The sequence below is a fragment of the Vogesella perlucida genome (assembly GCF_979366545.1).
On the sequence record NZ_CEETRO010000007.1, the window covers coordinates 168,824 to 194,123 of the forward strand.

Genomic DNA, 25,300 nt, shown 5'->3' on the forward strand with positions numbered 1-25,300 from the left:
TCTGGCGTTTTACTGCTGTTGTCTGTCGCCATGAAACATACCGTGCTTTTTGTTGAGGACGACGCCGAGCTGGCCGCGCTGATGCGCGACTTCCTGGCGCGCCACGATCTGGACGTGATCATCGAGCCACGCGGGGATACCGCGCTGGATGCCGTTGCCCGCGTGCAGCCTGCACTGATCCTGCTGGATATCATGCTGCCCGGTAAAGACGGCCTGACCCTGTGCCGCGAGCTGCGGCCAACCTTCCACGGCCCCATCGTGATGCTGACCTCGCTGGATAGCGACATGAACCACATCCTGGGGCTGGAGCTGGGTGCCAACGACTACATCCTCAAAACCACCCCGCCCGCCGTGGTGGCCGCCCGCCTGCGCGCCCAGTTGCGCCAGCACCAGCCAGCGGGCCACGCCACGACCGCCGTGGCCAGCCAGCCACAGCACCTGACGTTTGGCACGCTGGTGATTGATGAGCCCTGCCGCGAGGTGCTGCTGGATGGCGAGCGCATCGCGCTGTCCACCTCCGATTTCGACCTGCTATGGCAGCTGGCCAGCCACGCTGGCGAGGTGCAAGACCGCGATACCCTGCTGCGCGTGATGCGTGGCCTGAGCTACGACGGCCTGGACCGCAGCATCGATATTGCGGTTTCCCGCCTGCGCAAAAAGCTGGGCGATGACCCGCTGGCCCCGCAGCGCATCAAGACCGTGCGCAACAAAGGCTACCTGTTCTCGCCTGCGGGCTGGTAAACCATGCGCAAACTGTTTATCCAGTTTTACCTGTTACTGATTTTCAGCTTTCTGGTGGCCGTGTCGCTGGCAGGCCTGGTGTACAAGGAGGTCGCCGAAAAAGCCGGCGACCGCGCGCTGGCGGACCTGCTGAAAACCACGCTGACGCTGATCGAGCACACGCTGGATGGGGTACCGCAGCAGCAATGGCCGGCGGAGCTGGCCAAGCTGGACCACGAACTGGATTTCAACGTGGCCCTGCAGCCGCTGCAAAGCCTGCCGCTGGATGCGCAATCCATGCAGGCCTTGCTGCGCGGCGATATCGTGATGCTGGAAGACGACCTGACCTACCTGCAGCGGGTTAAGCAGTCGCCCTACGCCCTGGTGGCCGGGCCCATGAGCTATCTGGTGTTCATGCACGAACTCAAATGGCTGGACTACGCGCTACTCACCATGATTGGCCTGTCGCTGGCCATCCCGGTACTGCTGTGGATGCGGCCACACTGGAGCGAGCTGGTACAGCTGGAAAACGCGGCCAAACAGCTCAGCCAGGGGCAGTTTCAGGCACGGGTGAGTCTGGCGCCTGCCTCTGGCTTGCAGCCGCTGGCACGGGGTTTCAACCACATGGCCGAAAGCGTGGAGCGGCTGCTGGAAAGCAAACAAACCCTGATCAATGCGGTAGCCCACGAGCTACGCACGCCACTGGCGCGGCTACGCTACCGCCTGGCACTGCTGGATGTGGATGCGGCCAACCCGGTACACGACGGCATAGAGCGCGACCTGAGCAGCATCGGCTCGCTCATTGACGAGCTGCTGCTACACGCCCGCCTGGGCCGCCCCGACTTGCCCATGCAGCCCGTCACCCTGCCCGCCCACGCCTGGCTACGCCAACGCCTGGACGACTTGACCAGCCATCACCCGCAGTTGCGGGTAAGGCTGCGGGTCTTCCAGGACAACCTGCACGGCGACCCTACCCTGCTGGCGCGCGCGCTGGATAACTTGCTGATCAATGCGGCCAACTACGGCCGGGGCGAGATCGAGCTGGGCTTTCAGGTGCTCAATGGCGAGCAACTGCTCAGCGTGGCGGATAACGGGCATGGCATTGCGGCGGCCGACCGTAGCCGCGTACTGGAACCGTTTGTGCGGCTAGACCCCAGCCGGGACAAAAACCAGGCGGGCTATGGCCTGGGCCTGGCTATCGTGCAGCAGATCATGCTAGCCCACCATGGCCATATACGCATCGATGACAGCACGCTAGGGGGTGTCCGTTTTACCTTGTGCTGGCCTGAGCAACAAAGCGATACAACGATGAACAATTCATAACAGACAAGCGGCCTGCAGCTACATACCATGGCGCCAGGCGTTGAGTTCAACGTGTATACCCTACTTTTGCAAAGGATTTCACCATGAAAAAACTGACTCTGGTTGCTGCTGGTCTGGCTTTCGCTGTTGCTGCTTCCGCTGGTTTCGCTGCTGATGCCAAGAAGCCTGCTGCTTCCGCACCTGCTGCTGAAAAGAAAGTAGAAAAGAAAGCTGAAAAGAAAGCCGAGAAAAAAGTTGTTAAGGCTAAAAAAGCCGCTTCCGCTGCCAAGTAATCCGGCTGCAGGATGAAAAAAGGGCACCGCAAGGTGCCCTTTTTTCATGATGGCGGCGTTGCCCGCCAAGGTTGGCCGCACACGCCTGGCTAGCTTGCCAGCGCTTGCTTTTGCAGTGCTACCAGCTCGCCAATGCCTTTTTCTGCCAGCGCCATCAGCGCGTTCATCTCGTCACGGCTAAACGGCGCACCTTCTGCCGTACCTTGTACCTCGATAAAACGGCCATCGCCCGTCATCACCACATTCATATCGGTTTCGCAGCCGGAATCCTCGACATAGTCCAGGTCCAGCACCGGCTGGCCAGCCACTACCCCTACCGAGATGGCCGCCACATGATCACGCAAAGGGCTTTCTGCCAGCTTGCCCGCCGCCATCAGCCCGGCAATGGCATCGGCCAGCGCCACGAACGCGCCGGTAATGCTGGCGGTACGGGTGCCGCCATCAGCCTGAATCACATCGCAATCGATCAGGATCTGGCGCTCGCCCAGCTTGTGCAGATCCACCACAGCGCGCAGGCTACGGCCAATCAGGCGCTGGATTTCCTGCGTGCGGCCAGACTGCTTGCCACTGGCGGCTTCGCGGCGCATGCGGCTACCGGTAGAGCGTGGCAGCATGCCGTATTCTGCCGTTACCCAGCCCTGGCCTTTGCCTTTAAGGAATGACGGCACCGACTCTTCTACGCTGGCGGTGCAGATCACTTTGGTATCACCACACTCTATCAACACCGAGCCTTCGGCATGTTTGGTGTAGTGACGGGTAAGACGGACGGTGCGCAGGGCATCTGCGGCGCGTTGGGATGGGCGCATGCGGTTTCTCGAGGTGCGTCAGAAAGCGGCATTCTAACGCAAAGCGCCAGCGGGCTGACGCCTGTCAGCCGCGCGGCAAGCCCTGGGTCAGCTCGCTGTCCATCAGGGTGGATTGCCAGGTTTGTTCTGCCTGGGTATCCACCAGGGTTTCACTATCGATGAAACCATCACGCCCTGGCACAAACTGTTCATCAGATAACAGCTGCAAGGCAATGGCGCTCAGGTTATCGCTGTGCACGCCGGCGCGCTTGTCCGCCACGCTCAGCAGGGCCGGCACCACCATGGCGGGCAGGCGGCCTGCAAAAGAGCGGGCGATTTCATCGTCGCGCAGTGGCCCCCATACGCCATCGGAACACAATAGCAGCGTATCGCCATGCCTCAACGCGTGAGTCTCGGCCAGCTCGATATCCGGCTCACCGATGGCCCCCAGGCAGTTGTAGATACGGTTGCGCGCCGGGTGGTCGTGCGCGTCGGCCTCGTTCAGAAAACCGGTATCAATCAGGCGCTGTACATGGCTATGGTCATGCGTGCGCCAGACGACCTGGCCGTCACGCAGCAGATAGCAACGCGAATCGCCAGCATGCGCCACCCAGGCCTCGCCATCCTGAATCACCGCGACCACCAGCGTGGTACTGGGCACTTCACTCATACGGTGGCGAATGGCGTGGTCCAGTATGGCCTGATGAGATTCTTGCCCGGCATTGAGCAAAAAGCGCCGCGGATGCTGCAGCTTGGGCTTGGCGGCTTTTTTGAACAGCTCGCTAAACACGTCTACGGCTATCTGTGCCGCGACCTCGCCATGGGCGTGGCCGCCCATGCCGTCGGCCAGTACCAATAGCTGGGCTTGCTGGGTACAGACTACCCCGATGCGGTCTTCGTTATAGGGGCGGCCACCGACCCGGGTATCTACCGCCATGGCAAACTTCATGCTTATCGCCCCATCAGCCGGCCAAGCCAGGCGGCTACGCCGCGCGGTGGCTCGGGAGTCACATAATTTTTGTCACGCAGCCGCTTTTGCATCTCGCTCAGGCTAGCCAGGCGGGTCAGCGGGTCCAAGCCCAGGCACTCGTCCACCAGCGCCAGCAGTTCGGATGAATAATAGCGAGCAAAGGCCTTGCTGGCCGGCACCACTTTGTCTTGTTTCAGGCGCTGGTCGGCAGACTGCAACTTGTCCCCGCCCATCGCCACGTACATGCAGGCCCCCAGCGCATAGATATCCGTCCACGGCCCCAGCTTGGCTTGGGCATCGTACTGCTCGGGTGCCGCGTAGCCCGGGGTAAACATGCTGGCCAGGTGCTGTACCCGGCCCAGCGTCTGCCGTGCGGCGCCAAAATCCAGTAGCACAGGCGTACCGTTACGGCGCAGATAGATGTTGGCCGGCTTGATATCCAGGTGCAGCAGGTGCTGCAGATGCACCTCGCGCAGGCCGCCGATCAGCTCGGCAAACAAACGGCGCAGGCGTGGCTCGGCCAGGCCCTTGGGGGACAGCTCGATCTCCTTGGCCAACGGTCTGCCTTCGGTATAGTCCATCACCATGTAGACCGTCTGGTGGGCACGAAAGAAGTTCGTCACCCGCACAATATTCGGGTGTTGAATGGCTGCCAGAATGCGTGCCTCTTCAAAGAAACACTTCAACCCCAGCTTGAACGCTTCCCGATCGAGCTCGTTCAGCACCGTGACATCGGTCTGCCCGCGCCGCCCGGTCATGGAAAGCGGCAGATATTCCTTGATAGCGTATTTGCGGTCGTACTGGTCGAGCGCCAGGTAAACCTCGCTAAAGCCGCCGGAGCTCAGGCTGCGCACCACCGTGTAATCTTCCAGCCGGGTGCCTACCGGTAGTGCGCGCTGCTTGGATTGCGTAGTGTCCATTGTTATAGTGTGCCAGCCTCTGGATCGATAGAACGATCCGGGGTCTGTTTCCAATTATTCATTCTGTTTCGGGAGCCCCCATGATTTTAAGCATGACCGGCTTTGCCTCTACCACCCGCGAGTTTCCGGGCGGCCTGCTATCGATTGAACTGCGTGCAGTCAACCACCGCTATCTTGACGTGCAAATGCGCCTGCCGGAAGAGCTGCGCATTATCGAACCGCAATTGCGCGAGCTGATCGGCGGCCGCGTGACCCGCGGTAAAGTGGAATGCCGTATCGGCCTGAACCAGACCGACAATGATACCCCACAGCTGGAGCTGAACCGCGACACCGTACAACGCCTGCTGGCGGTCAGTGCGGAAGTACGCGAGCTGGCACCGCAAGTACGCGACCTGGGCATGGGCGAACTGCTGCGCTGGCCCGGCGTGCTCAAATCGAACTCGCTAGCGCCGGAAGTGCTGCACCAGCTGTGCCTGGACGGCCTGAACGCCGTCCTGGGCGACTTCCGTGATACCCGCGGGCGCGAGGGCAGCAAACTGGCCCAGGTACTGCAAGACCGCATCAGCGGCATGGACCGCATTATCGCAGACGTTAAACCACGCCTGCCGGTCATTCTGGAAGCGTACCGCACCAGGTTGGCCGCACGCCTGCAAGAGGCCCTGGGTAACGTAGACGACGATCGCATCAAGCAAGAATTTGCGCTGTTTGCCCAGAAGATCGATGTAGATGAAGAGCTGGAGCGCCTGACGACCCACCTGGCAGAAGTACGCCGCATCCTGAAAACCGGTGGCCAGGTCGGCAAACGTCTGGACTTCCTGATGCAAGAGCTGAACCGCGAAGCCAATACACTAGGCTCCAAGTCGGTATCCACCGAAACCACCCAGGCCTCGGTAGAGCTGAAAGTGCTGATCGAACAAATGCGCGAGCAGATCCAGAACGTGGAATAACACAGCGCCATACCTGACGTTCATCACAAGGCCGCCCATCCCAGGCGGCCTTGTTGACATCAGGCGTTATCTGCCCAGATCAGCCGCGCAATGGCAGACGAGTCCAGCTCGCCTTCGCCCTGGGCAACCAGCTGGCTAATCAGGCCCGCCACGCGTTCAGCCTCTGGCAGGCGTATGCCCAGCTCACGCGCGGTATCCAGCACGATCCCCATATCTTTCTGATGCAGCTTGGCCTTGAAGCCGGGAGCGTAGTTGTCGTCTATCATGCGCTGGCCATGCACATCCAGCACCTTGCTGCCAGCAAAGCCACCCAGCAGTGCCTGACGTACCGGCGCCGGGTCCACACCACAAGCCTGCGCCAGCTTCATCACCTCGGCTACGGCGGCAATACCGACACCCACGGCAATCTGGTTACAAGCCTTGGCGACCTGGCCGGCACCGCTATCCCCGATGTGGGTAATGGTCTGCCCCATGGCAGCCAGTACCGGACGGACCTTGTCCAGCGCGGCGGCGTCACCGCCCACCATGATGGTGAGCGTGCCATTGATGGCACCGACCTCACCGCCGGATACCGGGCAATCCAGGAAAGTGACCCCTGATGCGGCCAACCTTTGCGCGATATCGCGGGCGCCAATCGGCGAGATGGTGCTCATGTCCACGCACACCAGGCCTGGCCGGGCAGTACTGGCAACACCATCCGGGCCCAGCAGCAGCTGCTCGACATCAACGGTATCCGACACATTACTGATCAGCACGTCCACTTGCGCGGCCAGCTCGGCCACGCTGGGTGCCCAGTGTGCACCGGCATCGATCAGCGCCGTGGCCGATGCCTGGCGGCGTGCCCAGACCGTTACATCAAAGCCGGCTTTTAACAGGTTGATGACACACGGGCGGCCCATGATGCCCAGACCGATATATCCCACTTTCATTGATTGGCTCCAGAGTTGGTTTGCACAGCAAGAGGAGGTGGCCGGCGCATGGCCAGCCACTGGGCAAAGTCGATTTTTTCGCCTTTGGCTTGTTGTTCCAGAAAATAGACGAAGGCCAGGATTTCGGCCACGGCACGGTACAGCTCGGGGGGAATGTGGCTATCCAGGTCTACCTGCATCAGCAGGTTCACCAGCTCGGGCGAGTCGTGCACGAATACGCCGGCTTCTTTGGCTTGCTCGATAATGCGCTCCGCCATCTGGCCATAGCCTTTGGCCACCACAGACGGGGCGCTGGCACCTTCTTTATAACTGAGGGCTACCGCCGAGCGGCGGTGATCATGGCGAGCCTGTTTCATGTCTTACCTGCAAGCTGGCCAGGGCGAGACCGGCGGCCTCCATAGAGCCTGCCAGCTGCTGTCTGTGCTGCTCGATCATGGCGGCAGCCTCGGGGTTGTCGGTGTCAAATGTCAGCTGTATCTGATTGCCCACCATGCGGATACGTGCGGCCAAGCCGCCCAGTGCCGGTAGGCTTAAGGCCAGGTTGGTATGCCAGGCGCGCATGTCCTGCTGCCCATTGCCTTCGCGCTCGCCGGGCTCTTCCGGCTGGATTTGCCATTGCACCATCTGCCCGGGCCAAGCCTGGCCAGTAAAGACAAACTGCTTTTGCTCCAGCGTATCCAGCTGGCGTTGTACCAGATGGCCGATTTCCTGCGTGACCGCACTTTTGCCTGCGGGCTCGGGGGCCAGGGCACTCGCCAGCCTGGCTTGCGGCTCTTGCTTGAGCTCGTCCAGCGACAAGCGGCCATTGGCCCAGGCTTTTTGGTGCGCCTCATAAAACACACCGCTTTTTTCAACGGTGGCCTTCAGGCGGGTTTCGCTTTCCTGTGCAGGCTGGGCCGGGTCGGCCAGCAGTGCTGCGTGGGCTGCCGTGGTATGGAGGGCGGGTGGTGTGGCGGCCAGGCCGGCAGCCAGCTGGCTGTTAATGGTGGCGGCCAGCTGGCTGCTACCGGTGGCGAGCTGGCCAGCCATGCCGGGCGGCAGCTGGGTGAGCAGGCTTGCACCTGGGCTCTGGTTGGCCGCATTACTCCCCCCGGCAACGCTGAGCAGGCTGGACAAATAGCGTGATGCCGTGCTGAACGTGACAGCAGCAGACTTGTCGGTTTCCGGTGCCAGCGGCATGTCCACTTGCTGAAAGCTCAGCATCGGCTCGGTGCTACGCACACGCAGCAATAGCGGGTCGGCGCGTAGCGCTTGGCCATCACCAGGGGCTTTCAGGGTGAAGGCTGCATTTTTTACCAGTACGGCCGCACTGCCGTCGGGCAAGCGCTCGGCTACTTTGGCCATCACCCACTCGCCAGTCTGGAAGGCCGGCATTTTGCCGGTGGGCTGCGACAGGGTTTCCAGCGCCACCCCTTCGCTGCTGGCGGCCAGCTGCATGGCGTTGGCCAGCGCCTGCGACTGCCGCGATGCGATCTGATCTGCCGCAGAGGCAGGGGGTTTAAGGTCGTCGCCATCCAGCAGGAAAAAGGACAGCGGTTGCGTCGCGGCTACACGCAGCCTGACTGCATCGCCTTCTACTGTGCCGTCTTGCGGCACGGTCAGGATGAAAGGCTCGCCTTTGATCTGTGCGGCCAACTTGCCATCGGGCAGCCGTTCACTGATTTGAGCCAGCAGGGTTTCGCCACTTTGTAGCGCAGGCATGCGAACCGGCGTGCTGCTGGCCTCCAGCAATAAGCGACCTTGCTCTCGGCCAAGCTTGATGGCCTGGGCGGGGGTAAGCGAGCTACCGGCTAGCTCGGAAGCACCGGTTTGCGTACCGGACAGGCCCGGCAACAACGGCGAAATCATGCGGTGGGGCTATTACGGTAAAGGGACAGTATCAATTCGGCTTCACTGCGGGAGATGCCGCAGCGCTCTGCGACGTCGGCGGTAGAAAAACCACGCTTGAACAATTCGATCGCCTGATTGTAAGGGCTCGCACCCTCCGCGGTGGCCAGGGGCTGCTGGCGTAATACGGTTCTGGCAGGCATGACGGGCGCTGACGGCGCCTCGACAGGTTTGGCTTGCGAGGCTTCTTGCAGGCTGCGTTGCATGGCACTGATCTGGCGCTGCAGGTGGTCAAAGGTACTGGCCTCTACCCGCCGCTCCGATTCGATCATGTCAATGCGCCGCCACAGCCAGAAAACGATACCGGACTGCAACACCACAATCAAAAACAACAACCAATCGGTAGTATTCATCACAGGCTCCTGAGTCTGAGCGGCCAAACAGCAGCAGAAACCTAACGGTATGTAGTAGAAATCTTCTGCTGCTGGCGTAAACTCTGCAGCAACTCGGAAAGCTCGTGATGGCGATTGGCAACCAAGTCTTCCATCTGTCGATTTCTCTGCAGTGTTTCTACCAATATGGCACGTGTTTCCTCATCCAGCGAGCCTACTTGCGAGCTTTCACTTAGCTGGGTAAAACACTCGTCACGCTGCTCGCCCAGGAGCAACCAGGCATCCCACTCTTCGCGCTGTGCCAAAGCTAGCATTTCTCGAGTCAGCTCTGCATAGCGCAACAAAACTGCTGCTCCCACGTCAGGCATGTCAGACATGCCCAACCCGATGACCCGCCCCCTGCATCTTGTCCAGCTGACGCCAGGCTCCTAATAACTCATCCAGCAAGGTGATGATTTCTTCGAGAATCTCAGCATCATTCTTCATGTTGGCCACGCCAAGGCGATGCTTCATATACAGATACAACTCACGCAGGTTGGAAGTCACCTCCCCACCTTTTTCAAGGTTGAGCACCGTATCGAGGCCATTGATGATGTCCAGGCCTTTACCGATAAGCTTGCCTTTTTCAATGTAATTATTACGCCCAATCTCCGTCTGCGCCTTGCGCAAAGCCGATATGGCACCTTCGTACAACATCACGATCAAACCGACAGGGCTAGCCCCATACACCGATGCCTCAAGCGCATCGGATTGGTACGCCTTGTTCAATTGCTGCAATGCCAGTCGATTCATTTATTATCACCCTGCCGTATCTTATTAAAATCAACCAAGCATTGATGCCATATAGCTACTTTGGTTCTTCATTTTGGCCAACGCAGCATCCAGTGCCGAGAATTGCGTCAGATAACGCTTCTGCATCATGTCCAAGCGCGCCTGGATCTGGTCCTGCTTCTGCTTTTCGTACGTTACTTGCTGATTCAGGCTGTCGGTACGGACCTGCACCATGCCATCCGGGCCCATCATTTTATTGATTTTGGCATTCAGACGATCCGCATAACCGTCCGTATTGCTATTGCTGAACAACTTGTACACAGCAGCGCTATCCCTGTTTAGTGCTTTCTTGAACTCTTCACTATCCAGCTTGAGCGCCCCATCTTTTTGTATAGAAATGCCTGCTTGGGACAAGAACCCAAGGCCTGACTCCAGTGAGACGCCTGCAATACCTATAGATAACTCAGACGTTATATCCTGCATCATCATGCGGGCACCATTATCAAGACGAACCGCAGTGCCGATTACTTTACCATCGGCATCGGTGACCTGATTGCTGCCCTGCTTGTACATGCTATCGACTTGGGTTTTGATCTTGTTGAAACCGTCGACGAATGCCTGCACATTCTTGATGACTGCATCATCATCACGAGTCACAGTCACCGTGGCGGTGCCGGTCTTGTACAGGTTCAACTCCAAGCCGGTCAATGCCTCGGTTACCTTGTTGGAGGAAGCGGTAATAGCCACCCCGTTGACCGTAAACTGCGCATCACTCGGCGCAGAGGTGCGCTTGGCCAGGTTGGCCGCATTAGTACTGCCGCGATCAAAATCCAGGAATCCCAAGCCTAAAGCAGCCCCCCCCGTCACAGAGAAGGCACCGTCATTCCCTGCCTTTTTACTGCTCAAAGCCAGCTTGTAGCCATCGGCACCGCTATTGACGACCGAAGCCGTCACATCACCGCCTTTGGCATTGATGGCATCGCTAATCGATTGCAGCGAAGCATTAGCACCGATCGTGACATTAAGTGTCGTGCCAGACCCGAATGCAATACTCAGATCACCACCGGTGGTATTACCCAAATCTTGGGTATTAGACGTGATCTTGCCAGTGCTACCGTTGTAGCTAGTCAGCGCCAGCGTTTGCGCCGCTGCCAGCGAAGTGACATTGACCACATAGGTACCTGCAGCTGCGGTAGCGCCCGCCGTACCTTTCACTGTGCTGGCATCGCTGCTGTCAGTTTTACTGGCATTCAGGGCGGAACCAGAAATCAAGCCACGCAGCGACGTCTGAAATTCGGACAGCGTAGACTTTAACTTGCCTAACGAGGATATCTGGTTGTTGTAAGCACTGATGCGGTTCTTGCTCGACGTCATGGGCGCCTGTTCCAGCGAAATCAGCTGGGATACCAGGCCCTGTACGTCAAAGTTGCTACCGGCGGTGGTGATTGCGGCCATGATCTACTCCCGAGGCTATGCCTCGTCGTGCAGCAAGATACTGCGAAAATCCTCTATGGCCTTCGCAATACGAATAACTTCAGGTGAAGGAATCTGTCTGATAACTTCCTTGCTGCTTCTGTCTACTACCTTGACAATCTGCATTTGGGTATCGTCGTCTACCGAAAACTGCAGATCACCTTTATAAAGTTTTACCGTGTCGTTCAGCTTTTTGATGGCATCGGCCAAATCTGACTGACTGAACGCCTGCTGGTCAGCTTTGCTTTTCGCCTGCTCTTTTGCTTCCGCTTCTTTAACACCGCTGACTGCCTTAAGCGTTTCAGGCGTAACAGTGGCCGCAACTTCCCCATCACTAGAGAGTTGTTGCGGTAACTCTACCTGTTGCTTGGCAGTGAGGCCCAGCGGTTGAAAACCGCCGGTTACTGATCCAATTTGCATGACAAGTACCTCGTAAAAAGGACTCCCTCCTACAGCATAATCCAGACTATAGGAGGGAAACCACTTTTCTCACCTTAGCGCAACAGGGACAAAGCAGCCTGCGGCACGGTGTTGGCCTGACCCAGAATTGCCGTACCAGCCTGTTGCAGGATCTGGTTACGAGTCAGCTGGGCAGTCTCAGATGCAAAGTCGGTATCAATGATACGGCTCTTCGATGCACTGAGGTTCTCTACGTAGTTTTGTGTATTGGCAATCACAGCCTCAAAACGGTTCTGAATCGAACCAAATGTGGCGCGAGTGTTGGTTACCGTCGAAATGGCGTTATCCAGGGCCGAAATGGCTGCCGAAGCTGCAGCAGAAGTCGTAACCGAGATGGTACCAGTGGCAGTCAGGTCAGAGCTGAAGCCCTTGATACTGGACATTTCAACGCCGGTTGTGGTGACTTGGTTGTTAGTTGTACCGGAAGCGCCTACCTGGAAGGTAATGCTGGAACCACCGGACAACAGCGCAGTACCGTTGAAGTTGGTGGTGGTAATGATCCGGGAAACTTCCTGGGTAAGCTGGTCAACCTCTTTCTGCAGCTGGGAGCGGTTGTCGTTCGAAATGGAACCGTTGGCCGCCTGCACTGCAATTTCGCGAATCCGCTGCAGGTTGTTGCCAACCTGACCCAGCGCGCCTTCAGCCGTTTGGGCTACCGAAATACCGTCGTAGGCATTACGGATACCCTGGCTGTTACCACGAATCTGCGAGGCCAAGCCTTCGGAAACCGCCAAACCAGCCGCGTCATCCTTGGCAGAGTTTACGCGCAAGCCGGAAGACAGCTTTTGCAGGGAAGAAGCCAGTGCCGAGTTGGACTGGTTCAAATTGCGCTGCGCATTAAGCGAGGCAATGTTGCTGTTTACGATGATAGGCATTTTTAAACTCCGTTATTATGGCGACTTGGTTCGGAAGCGAGCTCCCCGGGTTTTGATACCAATCGCTCTAACGCTCTATCGTCAGTTCTTTAGGACTCTTGAGCCCATTTTTTTAAAAACTTCAAAAAAATCCCAAAAAAAATCCCTAGCTTTGCAGCCAGGGACACAGGTACCAAATCAGGTGATGTATATCGTTGTCTAACTACCTTAGCCACGCAGCAGGGAGAGTGCTGCCTGCGGTACCTGGTTAGCCTGCCCCAGGATGGATGTACCAGCCTGTTGCAGAATCTGGTTACGGGTCAACTGAGCAGTCTCGGCGGCAAAGTCGGTATCCATGATACGGCTTCGCGATGCGCTGAGGTTCTCAGTAAAGTTTTGCATATTGGCAATAACTGCCTCAAAACGATTCTGGATCGCACCAAACGTTGCACGAGTGTTAGTTACCGTCGAGATCGCGGTATCCAGTGCAGAGATTGCAGCAGACGCAGCGGCAGAGGTAGTAACCGACACAGTACCCGTTGCAGTCAGGTCTGAGCTGAAGCCCTTGATACCTGACATTTCAACACCGGTTGTCACAACTTGGTTGTTTGTAGTACCCGACGCACCTACCTGGAAGGTAAGGCTAGAACCACCAGACAGCAGACCAGTGCCGTTAAAGTTAGTGGTAGTAATGATGCGGGATACTTCTTGCGTCAGCTGGTCAACTTCTTTTTGCAGCTGCGAGCGGTTGTCGTTCGAAATGGAGCCGTTGGATGCCTGCACCGCAATTTCACGGATACGCTGCAGGTTGTTGCCAACTTGACCCAAAGCACCTTCAGCCGTTTGAGCTACCGAAATGCCATCGTAAGCATTGCGTACACCCTGGTTGTTACCACGAATCTGGGAAGTCAGACCTTCCGCTACTGCCAAACCGGCCGCATCATCTTTGGCACTGTTTACGCGCAGGCCAGAGGAAAGTTTCTGCAGCGAACTGGCCAAAGCAGTATTGGACATGTTCAGGTTACGCTGGGCATTCAGGGAAGCAATGTTGCTATTAACGATGATTGGCATTTTGGCACCTCACTCAATCTTGGGTTAGTCGTGATGCTTGGTCTTAGTGACTCTGTTGCATCCTGCTTATGCCTGTATATCGCCCAGCGCAAACCAAACTTTAGTTTTTTTATGTCAGTGCTGCGTACCAGTCCTGAGGATGCTCTTCCAGCCAGTAATGCTTATCCACCCAAGCGCGCAGTTTGTCACCCTCAGCCCATACCTGTTCGGGGTTGGCCAACCTTGCACGGATCTCGCGCAGCCACTGCTCCTTGGAGCCGTCAACCCGGCAAACTGGCGGGTCGTTAGTACGGAAGGGGTAAACATCCGAACAGATAACCGACCACCCCATTGCACCGTACTCCAATAGACGCAAATTACTCTTGGCTTCATTGAAGGCATTATCTTCAAGGGGTGCTAAAGCAATATCCAGCTGTAGCGTCGCAACCTTGGCCGGATACTCTGAGAAAGATACCGAGCCGTGCTTCTCCTTGATGAACTCGTCCACACCTTCAGGCCACATGCCCATGAAGACCCAGTCCACCTCCTGTGCGGTTTCCTTCACCACTTCTGCAATCAGCTCAAGGTCGCCCTGGTGCTGCTGTGCACCAACCCAACCCACCCGTAGCTTTCTGCCCGCCACTGGGTGACGCGGTTTTTGCAAGTAGCCCCAGTCTTCTTTGCGCAGGCGGTTAGGCACCACCACGATGTCATCGATCATGTCGGCAAATGCATCCACAAGCGGCTGCGTGCTGACAAGCAGGCGGTCGGCATATCGCAGTGCCTTGCGCAACCGGGACCTAGCATCACGGAAGTAGCGCTGGTGGTAGACATATACCCCGCTCTTCTCCGGTACTGCACCCAGCAAATCATCCAGGCCAACAATCACTTTCAGCTCCGGCAGATACTTCTTGTACATTTCCAGATACAATAAGTGGATGTCAGTAATGGGGTTCTGCACCATCAACGTCTGACAACCTATTTTGCGAACCTCAAGCAAAGTCGGCAGGCGTACGCCATCGGACAGCCCGATAGGAATCACGGCGGTATGCATCAACCCGAGTTGACGCAATAATCGCAAGGGCTGCTCAACACGATACTCACCACTACCCCCACTCAAGCGGCCGGACAGAATAGTCGGCAAATGGCTTAATAGCGGGTCCCATGGCACAGGCAGGCTGCTGACGCGATGGGCCGTATTGGTCAAATCAAGATTGCGGTTAAAAGCAGGAATCACTGTCAGGCGGTCGAGCCAGCTACGCAGCATATACTCGCGCTCGCCACTGGCCCGAATCAAACCATTCAAATGACGCTTCAGATCGTCCAGTGTTGCCGCTTTCAAGCTGGCAGAACCATGGTGCATCATGCTGGCAAATGGCTGGTACAGGCAGCGATAACCAGCGCTCATCGCACGCAAGCAAAAATCCACATCATTATAAAGTACGGCAAGATCCTGCTCGTTATAACCCGACAGCGCCTGGTAGGCTTCTTTCCGTATCAGCATGCAAGCCGCTGTGACAATAGTAGATTGCATACTCCAGATGCGATTCATGTAGCCAGCAGCATTGCCTTCGTGATGAATGAACTGGTGTTCTGCAATGACTTCAGGCCCAGCAGAACCGCCAATCATTACACCAGCATGCTGAATGGTTCCATGTTCCGGGAATAGCAGCCTTGCACCTACCACACCCACACCTGGCTGAGAAATCAGCGCTACCATACGTTCCAGCCACATTGGCTGAATTACCTCGGTATCGTTGTTCAGCAGCAATACCAGATTACCCCGTGCGTGCGCGACGCCCAGATTGACCTGCGCTGAAAAATTGAACCCTTCACGATAATAAAGCAGCTGCAAACGATCACCAAGACGCTGCTGCAACTGACCATAGTATTTTAAAATATCCGGATCATGACTGTCGTTATCAACAATAATGACTTCATATTCCGGATAGTCAGTCTTTGTCAGCAATGACTCTATGCACGGCTGTAGAAATTCAATCTTATCCTTATTAGGGATAATAATAGAAACCAGCGGATGAGATTCGCATGCAAAATCAATATGGAAAACCTCATCATGTAATGAGCTTCCAATCGTGACATCTAATCCTGCCTGGGAAAAATGCTGCTCTAGCGCAACACGGCGTGCTGCGTAAGCCAAATGCTTCTGGTCCACTGTCCGATCAGGCAAATGAAGCAACGGCTCAGCCAAATGACCGATGATATCGTCACCGCATTGGCTACTGATACGCAGCAGTAAATCAAAAAATTCTGCTTCAGGATAAGGCTGTAAACCGCCAGTTTGATGTAGGGCATCACGACTAACAAATACTGCGGCCCCGATATAATCGTATGAGTACAGATAATAACGGTCAAAATCTGGTTTGAACTGCGGGCGCAAGGGCATCAGATCAAAGCCGACGTAATCATGATCTGTATAAAGCACTTGCCATGCAGGATGCAGATCAAAGTAATCCTCAACCATTAGCAAAGCATGTGGCTCAATCAGAAAACCTATCGGCAGCAAAGCGAAATAATCGGCATCCGAGTTGGCCGCAAGATAGTTAAACCCCTCACACAGTGCGACATCATCCTCAAGAGATGGTACCTGAATCCAGGCTAGATTGGGGTGATGACTAAATGCATCGTCAACAGAAGGTTGATCCGCAATTACAACCAGGCGCCAGCTAGGTACCAGCAAGCGCTGCAAACTGTCGAGTGTCTGGGCCAATAAAGACTGCTCACCCTCTTTCAAACGTACAACCAGATCAAATTTCTTCGCGCTACCGCGCTTTTGATAGCGCAGAGCAAAGCCATCTGTCTCTGCTTCGGAAATGGCATGGCGGTCTAGCCATTGCTGATAGCTACCCTGGCGAATCGGCGTTTCTTTTTTGGCTTTCTGCTCTTCTTTGGCGATTACATCATCCAACTCGATTTTGTAACTGGCCTGCAGTACATCGACCTCATCAACAGGAAGAATGGTTGAGCCTAGCACCCTGGCTGCATGCTCGAGAATTGCGCGCAAAGTGTTTAATTGGCGCTTTTCAGCATAATGCAGCAACAGTAAAGCGACATCATCACCTTCATACACAGTGAATGGTGTATACACCGTACGTTTGAGACCCAATACAAAAGCCAGATCAAACCAGCGATTCAGCGAGGCTTCATCGGTTGGCAAGCCGTGGCTTTGCAGGAATACCTGCCCCTGCTCACCAGTCAACCAGTTCAATGCCAGGCGGAATGAAGTTCTGCCAGTCATCCAGTTAAACGTAAGCAAAGACATAAACACGCAGTCAGGATGCGGATCTTTCGCCTCTCGCACATACCAGACACGCTCTAGTGGCTCCTCGATATAGGCTGTCGAGTTCGCAACATGCTGGCCGGTAAGCTGATTGCCATGCTGTCGCCATACGCCACCACTCTTGGCTACATAATAAGCTGGGCCATACTTGTCCTCGCACGCTTTAAACAGGGTCAGTTCACCAACCTGCATCAGTGGCGCTTTTTCCAGCTCATCCAGTGCAATATCGAGGCATTGCCGGCGGAACACCGCAAGATGCAAAGGGATAAAGTTACCCAGATTTAGATAAAGCGATAAGCGGCAAAGCCCTGAGAAATCAGGTGAAAATGGCGTAGTGCGCGGTACAGTAAACTCACTGCGTTCCTCATAATAATAATCCCACCCCTGAGCCACGTAAGGAATGGAAGGATGTTTGTCGAATGCAGCCAACGCAGTTTCAACAAACTCTGGCTTGAGAAAATCATCCGCTTGCAGCGTCGCAACAAACTCGGACTGAATATCTCGAAAGCCTGAAACAATATTGCGCTTATGGCCAATATTCTCAGGGCGCCGGAAGAAAGAAATGCGATCATCCGCAAGAAAAGGCTGAACAACCTGTTCAGTTTTGTCAGTGGATCCGTTATCCAGAATAACCAAATTCCAATCGGAACTTGTCTGCTTTATCACCGACTCGATGGCCTGATCGATAAAATGACCATAATTATAACTTGTAATAAAAATGGTCAAACGGTTTTTTAATTTTTTGATATGAAGATCAACCATGAATTAGCGCACTTTCCGCAGGTAGCCTTGGGGTGCTACAGAAATAAGCAGTTTGTTATCGACCTGACTGTCTACTTCGAAGTCGGTATTTTCTTTCAGATACTGCCAAACTGCCGTCTTGGGGTTGTTACCTTTACCCCATGGTCGATCCGGGAAGGCATCATCCGGCATATCTTCAACTACGGTATCAAATACTACGCAGTAGCTACCCAAGCTTACCAAAGGCGCATAAGCACGTAATTCTTGCAATACGTGGTCGTGCGTATGATTACTATCCAGCAATACCATTACCCGTTTCTGCTGAGGTGCAAGGTTTCTTACCTGAGCCACCATATCCGGATCAATACTGGATCCTTGCAACATCCGAATCCGTTTACTCATCGGGTGCGATTCAATCGCGGCCCGATTATGCTCCCGGATATCGATATCGATACCCAGCACATAAGCCCCGGCTGGGCCACCGCACTGTGCCACCAGCTCTAACAAAGAAGCATAATAAATCAGGGAGCCACCATGTGCGATGCCGGTTTCAATAATAATCTCTGGCTGAATGTGCCAGATGAGCTGCTGCATGGCGATCATATCCTGCGGAAACTGGATAATTGGCCGCCCCAACCATTCATATTGATACGAATAATGATATTTTGCCGTATCAAGCAAGAACTGCAAGCCTAGGGCCTTTACAGCATCATCTTGCCCTTGCTGTGCGATGAATGCATCACGCTGGGCTTGGAAATCTTTAATTGGATCAGACATAAGGACTCCCGCAAGCCGGCAAGTTTTGCTGCTGCCGAATTGCTTTTGCCGGATTGCCCACCATGACCGCGCCATCGGGGACATCCTTGGTTATAACAGCACCGGCACCAATAATTGCCCAGTTACCGATCTTCACACGTGGGACAATCGTGGCACCAGCGCCAATGAATACACCGTCACCGATGGTGACACAGCCTGAAACGGCAACACCGTGTGCAATGAAAGTAGAAGAGCCAATTACAGTCTCATGCCCGATCAATGAACCCATATGGATACTGCTGTTATCGCCAATGCGACAGCCAGCCTGGACAATGACCCCTTCTTGCAGATAGTTACCTACACCCAATTCGACCATGAATAAATCAATTGATGGGTGAACAAGATTGGCAAACTCACCACCCAAACGGGCGATTTCCTTAGACGTGGTGTAGCGTGTATGGCTATCCCGGGTAATCAGATTCACAAACTTGATGCCTTGTGCAGCGAGCTCTGGCACTTTTTCCACACCGCCGAAAACGGGCAAGCCAAGATAGGGTTTGCCCTGCTTCTCTGCATCCCCGTCCAGAAAGCCAACAAAACGAACATCTTGCGTCGATTCACAGGCACGAATCATGCGTGCTGTTTCCGGGTTATTGGCCCCGTAAAATACGATTTCTTGCGTCATAACAATTACCCCAGGCAATGTTTTATAACCGCAACCACACGAGCCAGTTCAGCGTCGTGCATATCATGAAAGCTTGGCAAATTAATTGCTCGTGTCGGTATATCCCAGGCAATACGGTTGGCTGGGCAAGGCTCAAACATGGCCGTACTGGAAAGCGGGCTGAAAAATACCCGCGCATCAATACTTTCCGCGGCGAATGCAGCCTGCAGCTTTTCTGTACGGACCCCGCTTTGACTGGAAAACACCACAGTCGGCATCCATGCCCCATTAACGGTACCTGCCGGCTCCGGATTCAGCATCAGCGGATAATCTTGCAAAGCATCACGATATGCTTGCAAGATGTCACGCTTGCGGCCAACCAGCTCTTCGATACGTGTTAATTGGGCACAGCCAATGGCAGCCTGGATGTTGGACATCTTGTATTTGTAGCCAATGACATCGGGCCAGAACTGTCTGCTTTGCCCACGTGCACGGCCGTGGTTGGACAAGGTAAGTACCTGCTCATACAGATCACTGTCATTGGTAACAAACATGCCGCCCTCGCCCGTTGTCATGGTCTTGGTGCCATGAAAGGAAAACGTGGCAAAGCGCCCCATGCTGCCGGCACGACTACCATGGTAAACAGCCCCCATCGCTTCGGCCGCATCTTCTATCAATGCAATATCGTTTTCTGCCGCAATATGGCGCAAGGTATCCATTTCGCACACATTGCCATACAGATGGACGGCAATAATGGCTTTGGTGCGTGGCGTAATGGCTGCCTGAACCCGTTCAGGGTCCAAACACCAGCTATCAGGCAGGATATCGACAAAAACCGGCGTAGCACCCAGGTGCACTACCGGGGCCACGCTGGCTACCCAGTTGCAGTCGGCCAGAATCACCTCATCACCAGCACCGATACCAAGAGCAGCCAGCCCCATATGCAGGGCGCCGGTACAACTGGAGGTGGCAATAGCATGTTTCACGCCCAGATAGCTGGCGAATTCGCGCTCGAATCGGTCTATGTATTCATAACAACGCGAGCCCCAACCGTTGGCCGCAGCGTCAGTGGCATAAGCCACCTCAAGTTCGGTGATAGAAGGCTTGGTGTAGGGAATGCGTGCTTTCATCGTATCTCCAGCTCCGGCACGGCCGTGACAAAACACCCGCCCCATTCGCGGATGTAATCGAGCTGCACGGTCAGCTCGTCACGCAGGTTCCACGGCAGCAAAACCACGTAATCCGGCCGCTGCTGGCGCAAGCCGTCTTCCGTCACAATGGGGATACGGCTTCCAGGCATATAGCGCCCCTGCTTGGCAGGGTTACGGTCGACGACGGCAGACAGCAAATCGGGGCGTACGCCAGCGTAGTTGAGCAGCGTATTGCCTTTGGCAGCGGCACCATAGGCCATCACACGCTTGCCGGCACGCTTTGCCTCGATCAGGAAAGCCAAGAAGTCGTTCTTGACCTTGTCCGCCGCGACCTGAAGGGTCTGATAACCGCTTTCGTCAGCCAAGCCGGCTTGCTGCTCGGCAGCCAGCGTGGCCACAAGCTGTGGCGTTACACCATGAATGCCACAGTCTTGTCGCTGTACAAACAAACGCAAACTGCCACCATGCGTGGCCAGCGTTTCCACATCAAACACCTGCAGACCTGCGGCAGTAAAAACGGCTTGCAAGGCAGTCAGCGACAGATACGAAAAGTGTTCGTGGTAAATGGTGTCAAACTGCGTGTGCTTGAGTAGAGAGAGCAGATGCGGAAACTCGAACGTTGCTACACCTTGCGGCTTAAGCAGGGTCGCAAAGCCGGCAACAAAATCGTTGATATCGGGCACGTGGGCCAGCACATTATTGGCGACGATCAGATCCGCAGCACGCCCATCTGCGTGTAGTTGCTCGGCAAGTGCCACACCAAAGAAATCGCCAACGATTTCCAGCCCCAGCTGCCGTGCGGCAGCTGCAGTGCTAGCTGTAGGCTCGACACCATAACAAGGGATACCGGCCGCTTTGACATATTGCAGCAAGTAGCCATCGTTGGCCGCAATCTCCACCACCATGCTGTGCTGCCCCAGCCCGAATCGGGTGCGCATCTGCTCAACATAGCGCTGAGCGTGCGCCAGCCAGCTGGTGGCATAACTGCTGAAGTAGGCGTAATCGGCACTGAACAGCTCGTCTGCCTGGGCAAAATCTTCGGTCTGCACCAGCCAGCATTGATGGCACACCATGACGCGAAGCGGGAACCACTTTTCCGGTCTGGTAAGTGCCTCGGGTGACAAATACGCATTGGATGGCGGCGCGCTTCCCAGATCAATCAGAGGCAATCGCAAAGGTTGGCCACAATGCCGACATTTCATGGCGTAACTCCCATAAACGAATGATCCAGAAAAGCAAACTGCCGATCGCGAGGCGACTGCTCGCCCATGGGCAACGGCCATGCAATGCCAAGGCGAGGATCCATGGCATTCACGCCGTCTTCAGCCTCGGCAACATAGGGCGCACTATGCACATACAGCATTTCGCAATCGTCTTCCAAGGTCTGAAAACCATGGGCAAAACCTTCCGGAATAAACAGGCTGAGCCGGTTGGCCGCACTGAGCTCTTCTGCATGCCATTGCAGGAAGGTAGGTGAACCGGCGCGCAAGTCTACTGCCACATCCAGCACACGGCCGCGCAGGCAAGATACGTATTTTGCCTCAGCGTAAGGAGGATACTGGAAATGCAAACCGCGCACGGTAGCAGTACTGGCGGTATAGGTATGGTTGACCTGAGCGATACGGCGGTCGCCGAAAACAGCTTGCCACTCATCCTGGCACCATAATCTTTGCAAGTAGCCCCGCGAATCACCAAGCGTTTTACGCTCGACAAGCAACAGCCCTGACAGTGGCGTCGGAATGAAATCGAATCGACTCATGCGTCAGTGCTGCCAGTACGCGTGTATTTGCTGGCGGGTAAATGCCAGCATATCCGAGCCCGTCAGCCAGGCGTGATGCCACGCCAGCGTTTGGCGCAGTGCTTGATGCAAATGCCAGCGCGGGCGCCAGCCAAGACGACTTAATGCCTTGCTGCTGTCCAGTTTGAGCAAACCGGCCTCGTGCGGATGCGGCACTTGGTCTCGCTGCCAACTCGCCCGGGAGTCGAGCTCGCATAAGGTATCGGCAATCCAGCCCACACTGCGGCAATCTTCTTCGACCGGGCCAAAGTTCCAGGCATCGGCAAAGGCTTGCCCTTCCTGATATAGCCTTTCAGCCAATAGCAAATAGCCATGCAGCGGTTCAAGTACATGCTGCCAAGGGCGGATCGCGCCTGACGCGCGCACCGACAAAGCTTCGCCAGCATCCATGGCGCGCAAAAAGTCTGGCACAAGGCGGTCCTGAGCCCAGTCACCACCACCTATTACATTGCCCGCCCTGGCCGTGGCCACCGCCACGCCAGCCTCGGCAAAAAAGGAACGCCGATAAGACGAGAGCAGGATTTCCGCACACGCTTTGCTACTCGAATAGGGATCATGTCCGCCCAGAGCATCGATTTCGCGATACGACCATGGCCACTCGCGGTTTTCGTAACACTTGTCGGTGGTCACTACCACCACGCTCTTTACACTACTTGACTGGCGCACGGCATCAAGCACGCGCAGAGTGCCCATGACGTTGGTTTCGTAGGTATCAGCAGCCGAGACATAAGACACCTTTACCAACGGCTGCGCAGCCAAGTGCAGCACGATATCAGGCTGAGCAGCCTGCATGGCTTGCTGCACAGCTACAGCATCGCGAATATCCGCGCGGGTATCACTGGCCAGCAATGAGGAAAGGGCGCAGCTGTCGAACATGGCCGGGCTGGTGGGTGGTGCCAGCGACAAACCGTGCACCTCGGCACCCAGTTCGCTCAGGCAAACTGTTAGCCAGCTGCCTTTAAAGCCAGTATGCCCAGTCAGGAATACCCGCTTGGTACGCCAGAATGCTGCGGATGGCGGCATCACCAGACTTTCCATGGAGCACTACCACTCGCCCAGAGTTCTTCTAGGAGATTCTTTTCGCGCAAGGTGTCCATCGGTTGCCAGAAGCCCGCATGACGGAATACCTGCAACTCGCCATCTGCAGCCAGACCTTGTAGCGGAGCGGCTTCCCAGATGGCGTCATCGCCGTTCAGGCGACTCAGCACCTTGGGCGACAATACAAAAAAACCGCCATTAATCCACGCGCCGTCACCAGGCGGTTTTTCCAGAAAACTGATGACGCTATCGCCATCCAGATTCAATGCACCATAACGCCCTGGCGGCTGCACACCCGTTACCGTGGCTTGTTTGCCATGCTGACGGTGAAAAGCCAGCAGCGCACTAACATCGACATCTGCTACGCCATCGCCATAGGTAAACAAGAATGCCTCTTCATCCTGCAGGTACTCCGTCACACGCGCTAGGCGACCACCGGTCATGCTGTGATCGCCGGTATCGACCAGTGTGATACGCCAAGGCTCGACGTGCTTGTGGTGGACCTCCATCTTGTTGTTCAGCATGTCAAAGGTGACATCGGACATGTGTAGGAAGTAGTTGGCAAAATACTCTTTGATCACATAGCCCTTGTAACCGCAGCACACAATGAAGTCGTTGACACCATGTGCCGACAAGATCTTCATGATGTGCCACAGGATGGGCTTACCACCGATCTCGATCATGGGTTTGGGTCGCAGGTGGGTCTCTTCGCTAATACGTGTCCCGAGCCCCCCAGCCAGAATTACTGCCTTGACCATATTCTTGCCCGCTCACTCAAACAGTTTCGTCAATACAGCAGATATCTCGTCTACGCTGCGCCGCTTGCATTGCGCATCAAACGTCACAGCCTGGCGGGAATTGCCCTTGCCTGCGGCCCAGTTGATTACCGTGCACAGATGCGCATACGCCAAATTCAGCTCCCGTGCCAGGCTTGCTTCCGGCATGCCGGTCATACCGACAATATCGGCACCATCCCGCTCCAGCTTCAAGATTTCAGCAGCACTCTCCAGTCTTGGCCCCTGCGTGCAGGCATAAGTAGCCTGCGCATTGAATTGCACTTGACTCTTGCCTGCCGCAGCCACTAGGCGCTGGCGCAAGTCGTCACAGTAAGGGCGGGTAAAATCTGCGTGCACCAAGGGGCGGTCCAGCCCCTCAAAAAAGGTATGCTTGCGGCCCCATGTGTAATCCAGTACATCATCAGGTACGACCAGCGTGCCAGGTAACAGATCCGGGCGGATGCTCCCTACTGCGCCGATCGCAATCATACTTTTAATACCTACACTATGCAGCGCCCATACATTGGCACGGTAGTTGATCTCGTGAGGGGCAATCGAGTTACCATAGCCATGCCTAGCCATAAACACGACATTTTGCTGACCGATGCGACCGAATAACAATGGGCAGGAAGGATCTCCGTAGGGTGTACGGACTATCTGGCGGTGTGTTACTTCCAGAATGGGTAACTTGACAAGACTAGAACCTCCGATGATGGCGAGCATGACGTTCTCCTTGTTCTGGCTGCTCTGCCTTGATTCTAATCTCACTGCATGAAAAAAGCCCACAACATTTATGTTGTGGGCTTTAAAACCAGCACAGCGACCGCTTACTTCAACGCATGAATGGCCGGCAGGTTACGCCAGGCACCGCGCACGTCCATGCCGTAGCCGAACACGTAACGATCCGGCACGTCCAGACCCACGAAGTCGGACTTGATCGGCTTTTCCTTGCTGATCAGCTTGTTGGCGAATACGCCGCTGTAGAAGGCTTTGGCGCCCATTTCCAGCACTTTGTCGCGGATAGCGGCCATGGTGTGGCCTTCGTCCAGAATGTCATCCAGCACCAGCACCACGCGGTCGCGCACGTCTTCTTTCGGTGCGGTTTTCCACACCAGCTCGCCGCCTTGGGTTTTATCGCCGTAACGGGATACGTGCACGTAGTCAAAATCCAGCGGAAACAACAGGCGCGGCAGCAGCTGGCCGGTGAACACCACGGCACCACCCATAACAGACAGCACCAGCGGGTAGGTTTCACCCAGCTCGGCAGTGATTTCTTCTGCCATGCGGTCTACGGCAGCATCCACTTCTGCTGCAGTGAACAGAATATCGGAGCTATTAAGAATGCCACGGGCTTCGGCAACATTAGGCATGGTATTTCCTTTCAAA

The 25,300-nt window shown here is 55.7% G+C and carries 27 protein-coding genes; 4 read left to right on the forward strand and 23 right to left on the reverse strand.

Features of this window, described 5'->3' with window-relative positions:
* The first annotated feature begins 42 nt into the window (after positions 1-42).
* The 3 genes from rstA to ACZ9XP_RS12065 all read left to right on the forward strand — a co-directional run bounded on the left by rstA (position 43) and on the right by ACZ9XP_RS12065 (position 2,315).
* Positions 43-741 (forward strand): two-component system response regulator RstA, encoded by a 699-nt coding sequence (rstA, locus tag ACZ9XP_RS12055; protein WP_465188505.1) that lies wholly within the window; start codon positions 43-45, stop codon positions 739-741.
* Between the two features lie 3 nt (positions 742-744).
* Positions 745-2,043: a two-component system sensor histidine kinase RstB gene (gene rstB, locus ACZ9XP_RS12060; protein WP_465188506.1), complete on the forward strand. Its 1,299-nt coding sequence runs from the start codon at positions 745-747 to the stop codon at positions 2,041-2,043.
* An 83-nt stretch (positions 2,044-2,126) separates the two neighbouring features.
* The gene (locus ACZ9XP_RS12065) at positions 2,127-2,315 is read left to right on the forward strand and encodes a hypothetical protein (protein ID WP_147689030.1); all 189 of its coding nucleotides are present in this window, start codon (positions 2,127-2,129) and stop codon (positions 2,313-2,315) included.
* 89 nt (positions 2,316-2,404) lie between these two features.
* Here the strand turns inward: ACZ9XP_RS12065 and rph are convergent, their stop codons facing one another.
* The 3 genes from rph to ACZ9XP_RS12080 all read right to left on the reverse strand — a co-directional run bounded on the left by rph (position 2,405) and on the right by ACZ9XP_RS12080 (position 4,990).
* Positions 2,405-3,121, reverse strand: coding sequence for a ribonuclease PH (gene rph / locus ACZ9XP_RS12070; protein WP_465188507.1), 717 nt, complete (start codon positions 3,119-3,121; stop codon positions 2,405-2,407).
* Positions 3,122-3,185: 64 nt separating this feature from the next.
* On the reverse strand, positions 3,186-4,049 hold the full coding sequence (locus ACZ9XP_RS12075) for a PP2C family protein-serine/threonine phosphatase (protein ID WP_438697101.1): 864 nt from the start codon (positions 4,047-4,049) through the stop codon (positions 3,186-3,188).
* Between the two features lie 2 nt (positions 4,050-4,051).
* Complete coding sequence (locus tag ACZ9XP_RS12080) at positions 4,052-4,990, reverse strand: serine/threonine protein kinase (protein WP_438697102.1); 939 nt, start codon at positions 4,988-4,990, stop codon at positions 4,052-4,054.
* Positions 4,991-5,070: 80 nt separating this feature from the next.
* Here ACZ9XP_RS12080 and ACZ9XP_RS12085 point away from each other — a divergent pair, with 80 nt between their 5' ends.
* The gene (locus tag ACZ9XP_RS12085; protein WP_438696656.1) at positions 5,071-5,937 is read left to right on the forward strand and encodes a YicC/YloC family endoribonuclease; all 867 of its coding nucleotides are present in this window, start codon (positions 5,071-5,073) and stop codon (positions 5,935-5,937) included.
* A gap of 59 nt (positions 5,938-5,996) precedes the next feature.
* Here the strand turns inward: ACZ9XP_RS12085 and ACZ9XP_RS12090 are convergent, their stop codons facing one another.
* The 20 genes from ACZ9XP_RS12090 to ACZ9XP_RS12185 form a co-directional block, all read right to left on the reverse strand.
* Positions 5,997-6,866, reverse strand: coding sequence for an NAD(P)-dependent oxidoreductase (locus ACZ9XP_RS12090; protein WP_147689035.1), 870 nt, complete (start codon positions 6,864-6,866; stop codon positions 5,997-5,999).
* Positions 6,863-7,222 carry an EscU/YscU/HrcU family type III secretion system export apparatus switch protein gene (locus ACZ9XP_RS12095; RefSeq protein ID WP_147689036.1) on the reverse strand — a complete coding sequence of 120 codons (360 nt, stop codon included), beginning with the start codon at positions 7,220-7,222 and terminating at the stop codon, positions 6,863-6,865. Before ACZ9XP_RS12095 ends, ACZ9XP_RS12090 begins: the two co-directional genes overlap by 4 nt.
* Positions 7,203-8,714 carry a flagellar hook-length control protein FliK gene (gene fliK / locus ACZ9XP_RS12100; protein WP_465188508.1) on the reverse strand — a complete coding sequence of 504 codons (1,512 nt, stop codon included), beginning with the start codon at positions 8,712-8,714 and terminating at the stop codon, positions 7,203-7,205. Before fliK ends, ACZ9XP_RS12095 begins: the two co-directional genes overlap by 20 nt.
* On the reverse strand, positions 8,711-9,106 hold the full coding sequence (locus tag ACZ9XP_RS12105; protein ID WP_147689038.1) for a DUF2802 domain-containing protein: 396 nt from the start codon (positions 9,104-9,106) through the stop codon (positions 8,711-8,713). The genes fliK and ACZ9XP_RS12105 overlap by 4 nt, the downstream gene beginning before the upstream one ends.
* 41 nt (positions 9,107-9,147) lie before the next feature.
* The gene (locus tag ACZ9XP_RS12110; RefSeq protein ID WP_465188509.1) at positions 9,148-9,462 is read right to left on the reverse strand and encodes a flagellar protein FliT; all 315 of its coding nucleotides are present in this window, start codon (positions 9,460-9,462) and stop codon (positions 9,148-9,150) included.
* Positions 9,455-9,877, reverse strand: coding sequence for a flagellar export chaperone FliS (gene fliS, locus ACZ9XP_RS12115; protein ID WP_147689040.1), 423 nt, complete (start codon positions 9,875-9,877; stop codon positions 9,455-9,457). Before fliS ends, ACZ9XP_RS12110 begins: the two co-directional genes overlap by 8 nt.
* A 30-nt stretch (positions 9,878-9,907) precedes the next feature.
* Positions 9,908-11,311 (reverse strand): flagellar filament capping protein FliD, encoded by a 1,404-nt coding sequence (gene fliD, locus ACZ9XP_RS12120; RefSeq protein WP_147689041.1) that lies wholly within the window; start codon positions 11,309-11,311, stop codon positions 9,908-9,910.
* Positions 11,312-11,326: 15 nt separating this feature from the next.
* Positions 11,327-11,749, reverse strand: coding sequence for a flagellar protein FlaG (locus tag ACZ9XP_RS12125; RefSeq protein ID WP_017509666.1), 423 nt, complete (start codon positions 11,747-11,749; stop codon positions 11,327-11,329).
* A gap of 74 nt (positions 11,750-11,823) precedes the next feature.
* A complete protein-coding gene (locus ACZ9XP_RS12130) occupies positions 11,824-12,663 on the reverse strand; it encodes a flagellin N-terminal helical domain-containing protein (RefSeq protein ID WP_017509667.1) in 840 nt (279 codons plus the stop codon).
* Positions 12,664-12,870: 207 nt separating this feature from the next.
* Positions 12,871-13,713 (reverse strand): flagellin N-terminal helical domain-containing protein, encoded by an 843-nt coding sequence (locus ACZ9XP_RS12135; RefSeq protein WP_147689042.1) that lies wholly within the window; start codon positions 13,711-13,713, stop codon positions 12,871-12,873.
* Positions 13,714-13,822: 109 nt separating this feature from the next.
* Positions 13,823-17,752 (reverse strand): glycosyltransferase, encoded by a 3,930-nt coding sequence (locus ACZ9XP_RS12140; protein ID WP_465188510.1) that lies wholly within the window; start codon positions 17,750-17,752, stop codon positions 13,823-13,825.
* Positions 17,753-17,755: 3 nt separating this feature from the next.
* Positions 17,756-18,508 carry a cephalosporin hydroxylase family protein gene (locus tag ACZ9XP_RS12145; protein WP_147689044.1) on the reverse strand — a complete coding sequence of 251 codons (753 nt, stop codon included), beginning with the start codon at positions 18,506-18,508 and terminating at the stop codon, positions 17,756-17,758.
* Complete coding sequence (locus ACZ9XP_RS12150; RefSeq protein ID WP_147689045.1) at positions 18,501-19,172, reverse strand: NeuD/PglB/VioB family sugar acetyltransferase; 672 nt, start codon at positions 19,170-19,172, stop codon at positions 18,501-18,503. Before ACZ9XP_RS12150 ends, ACZ9XP_RS12145 begins: the two co-directional genes overlap by 8 nt.
* A gap of 5 nt (positions 19,173-19,177) precedes the next feature.
* Positions 19,178-20,281 carry a DegT/DnrJ/EryC1/StrS family aminotransferase gene (locus ACZ9XP_RS12155; protein ID WP_147689046.1) on the reverse strand — a complete coding sequence of 368 codons (1,104 nt, stop codon included), beginning with the start codon at positions 20,279-20,281 and terminating at the stop codon, positions 19,178-19,180.
* Entirely contained in the window at positions 20,278-21,504 is a 1,227-nt protein-coding gene (locus ACZ9XP_RS12160; protein WP_147689047.1) for a class I SAM-dependent methyltransferase, read from the reverse strand. Before ACZ9XP_RS12160 ends, ACZ9XP_RS12155 begins: the two co-directional genes overlap by 4 nt.
* Positions 21,501-22,061, reverse strand: coding sequence for a dTDP-4-dehydrorhamnose 3,5-epimerase family protein (locus ACZ9XP_RS12165; RefSeq protein WP_170253774.1), 561 nt, complete (start codon positions 22,059-22,061; stop codon positions 21,501-21,503). Before ACZ9XP_RS12165 ends, ACZ9XP_RS12160 begins: the two co-directional genes overlap by 4 nt.
* Positions 22,062-22,064: 3 nt before the next feature.
* Positions 22,065-23,138, reverse strand: a complete 1,074-nt coding sequence (rfbG, locus tag ACZ9XP_RS12170; protein WP_240803518.1) for a CDP-glucose 4,6-dehydratase — start codon at positions 23,136-23,138, stop codon at positions 22,065-22,067.
* Positions 23,123-23,896, reverse strand: coding sequence for a glucose-1-phosphate cytidylyltransferase (gene rfbF / locus ACZ9XP_RS12175; RefSeq protein ID WP_147689048.1), 774 nt, complete (start codon positions 23,894-23,896; stop codon positions 23,123-23,125). Before rfbF ends, rfbG begins: the two co-directional genes overlap by 16 nt.
* A gap of 12 nt (positions 23,897-23,908) precedes the next feature.
* A complete protein-coding gene (locus ACZ9XP_RS12180; RefSeq protein WP_147689049.1) occupies positions 23,909-24,637 on the reverse strand; it encodes an S-methyl-5'-thioinosine phosphorylase in 729 nt (242 codons plus the stop codon).
* 104 nt (positions 24,638-24,741) lie between these two features.
* Positions 24,742-25,284, reverse strand: coding sequence for a hypoxanthine-guanine phosphoribosyltransferase (locus ACZ9XP_RS12185; protein ID WP_147689050.1), 543 nt, complete (start codon positions 25,282-25,284; stop codon positions 24,742-24,744).
* Between the last annotated feature and the right edge of the window lie 16 nt (positions 25,285-25,300).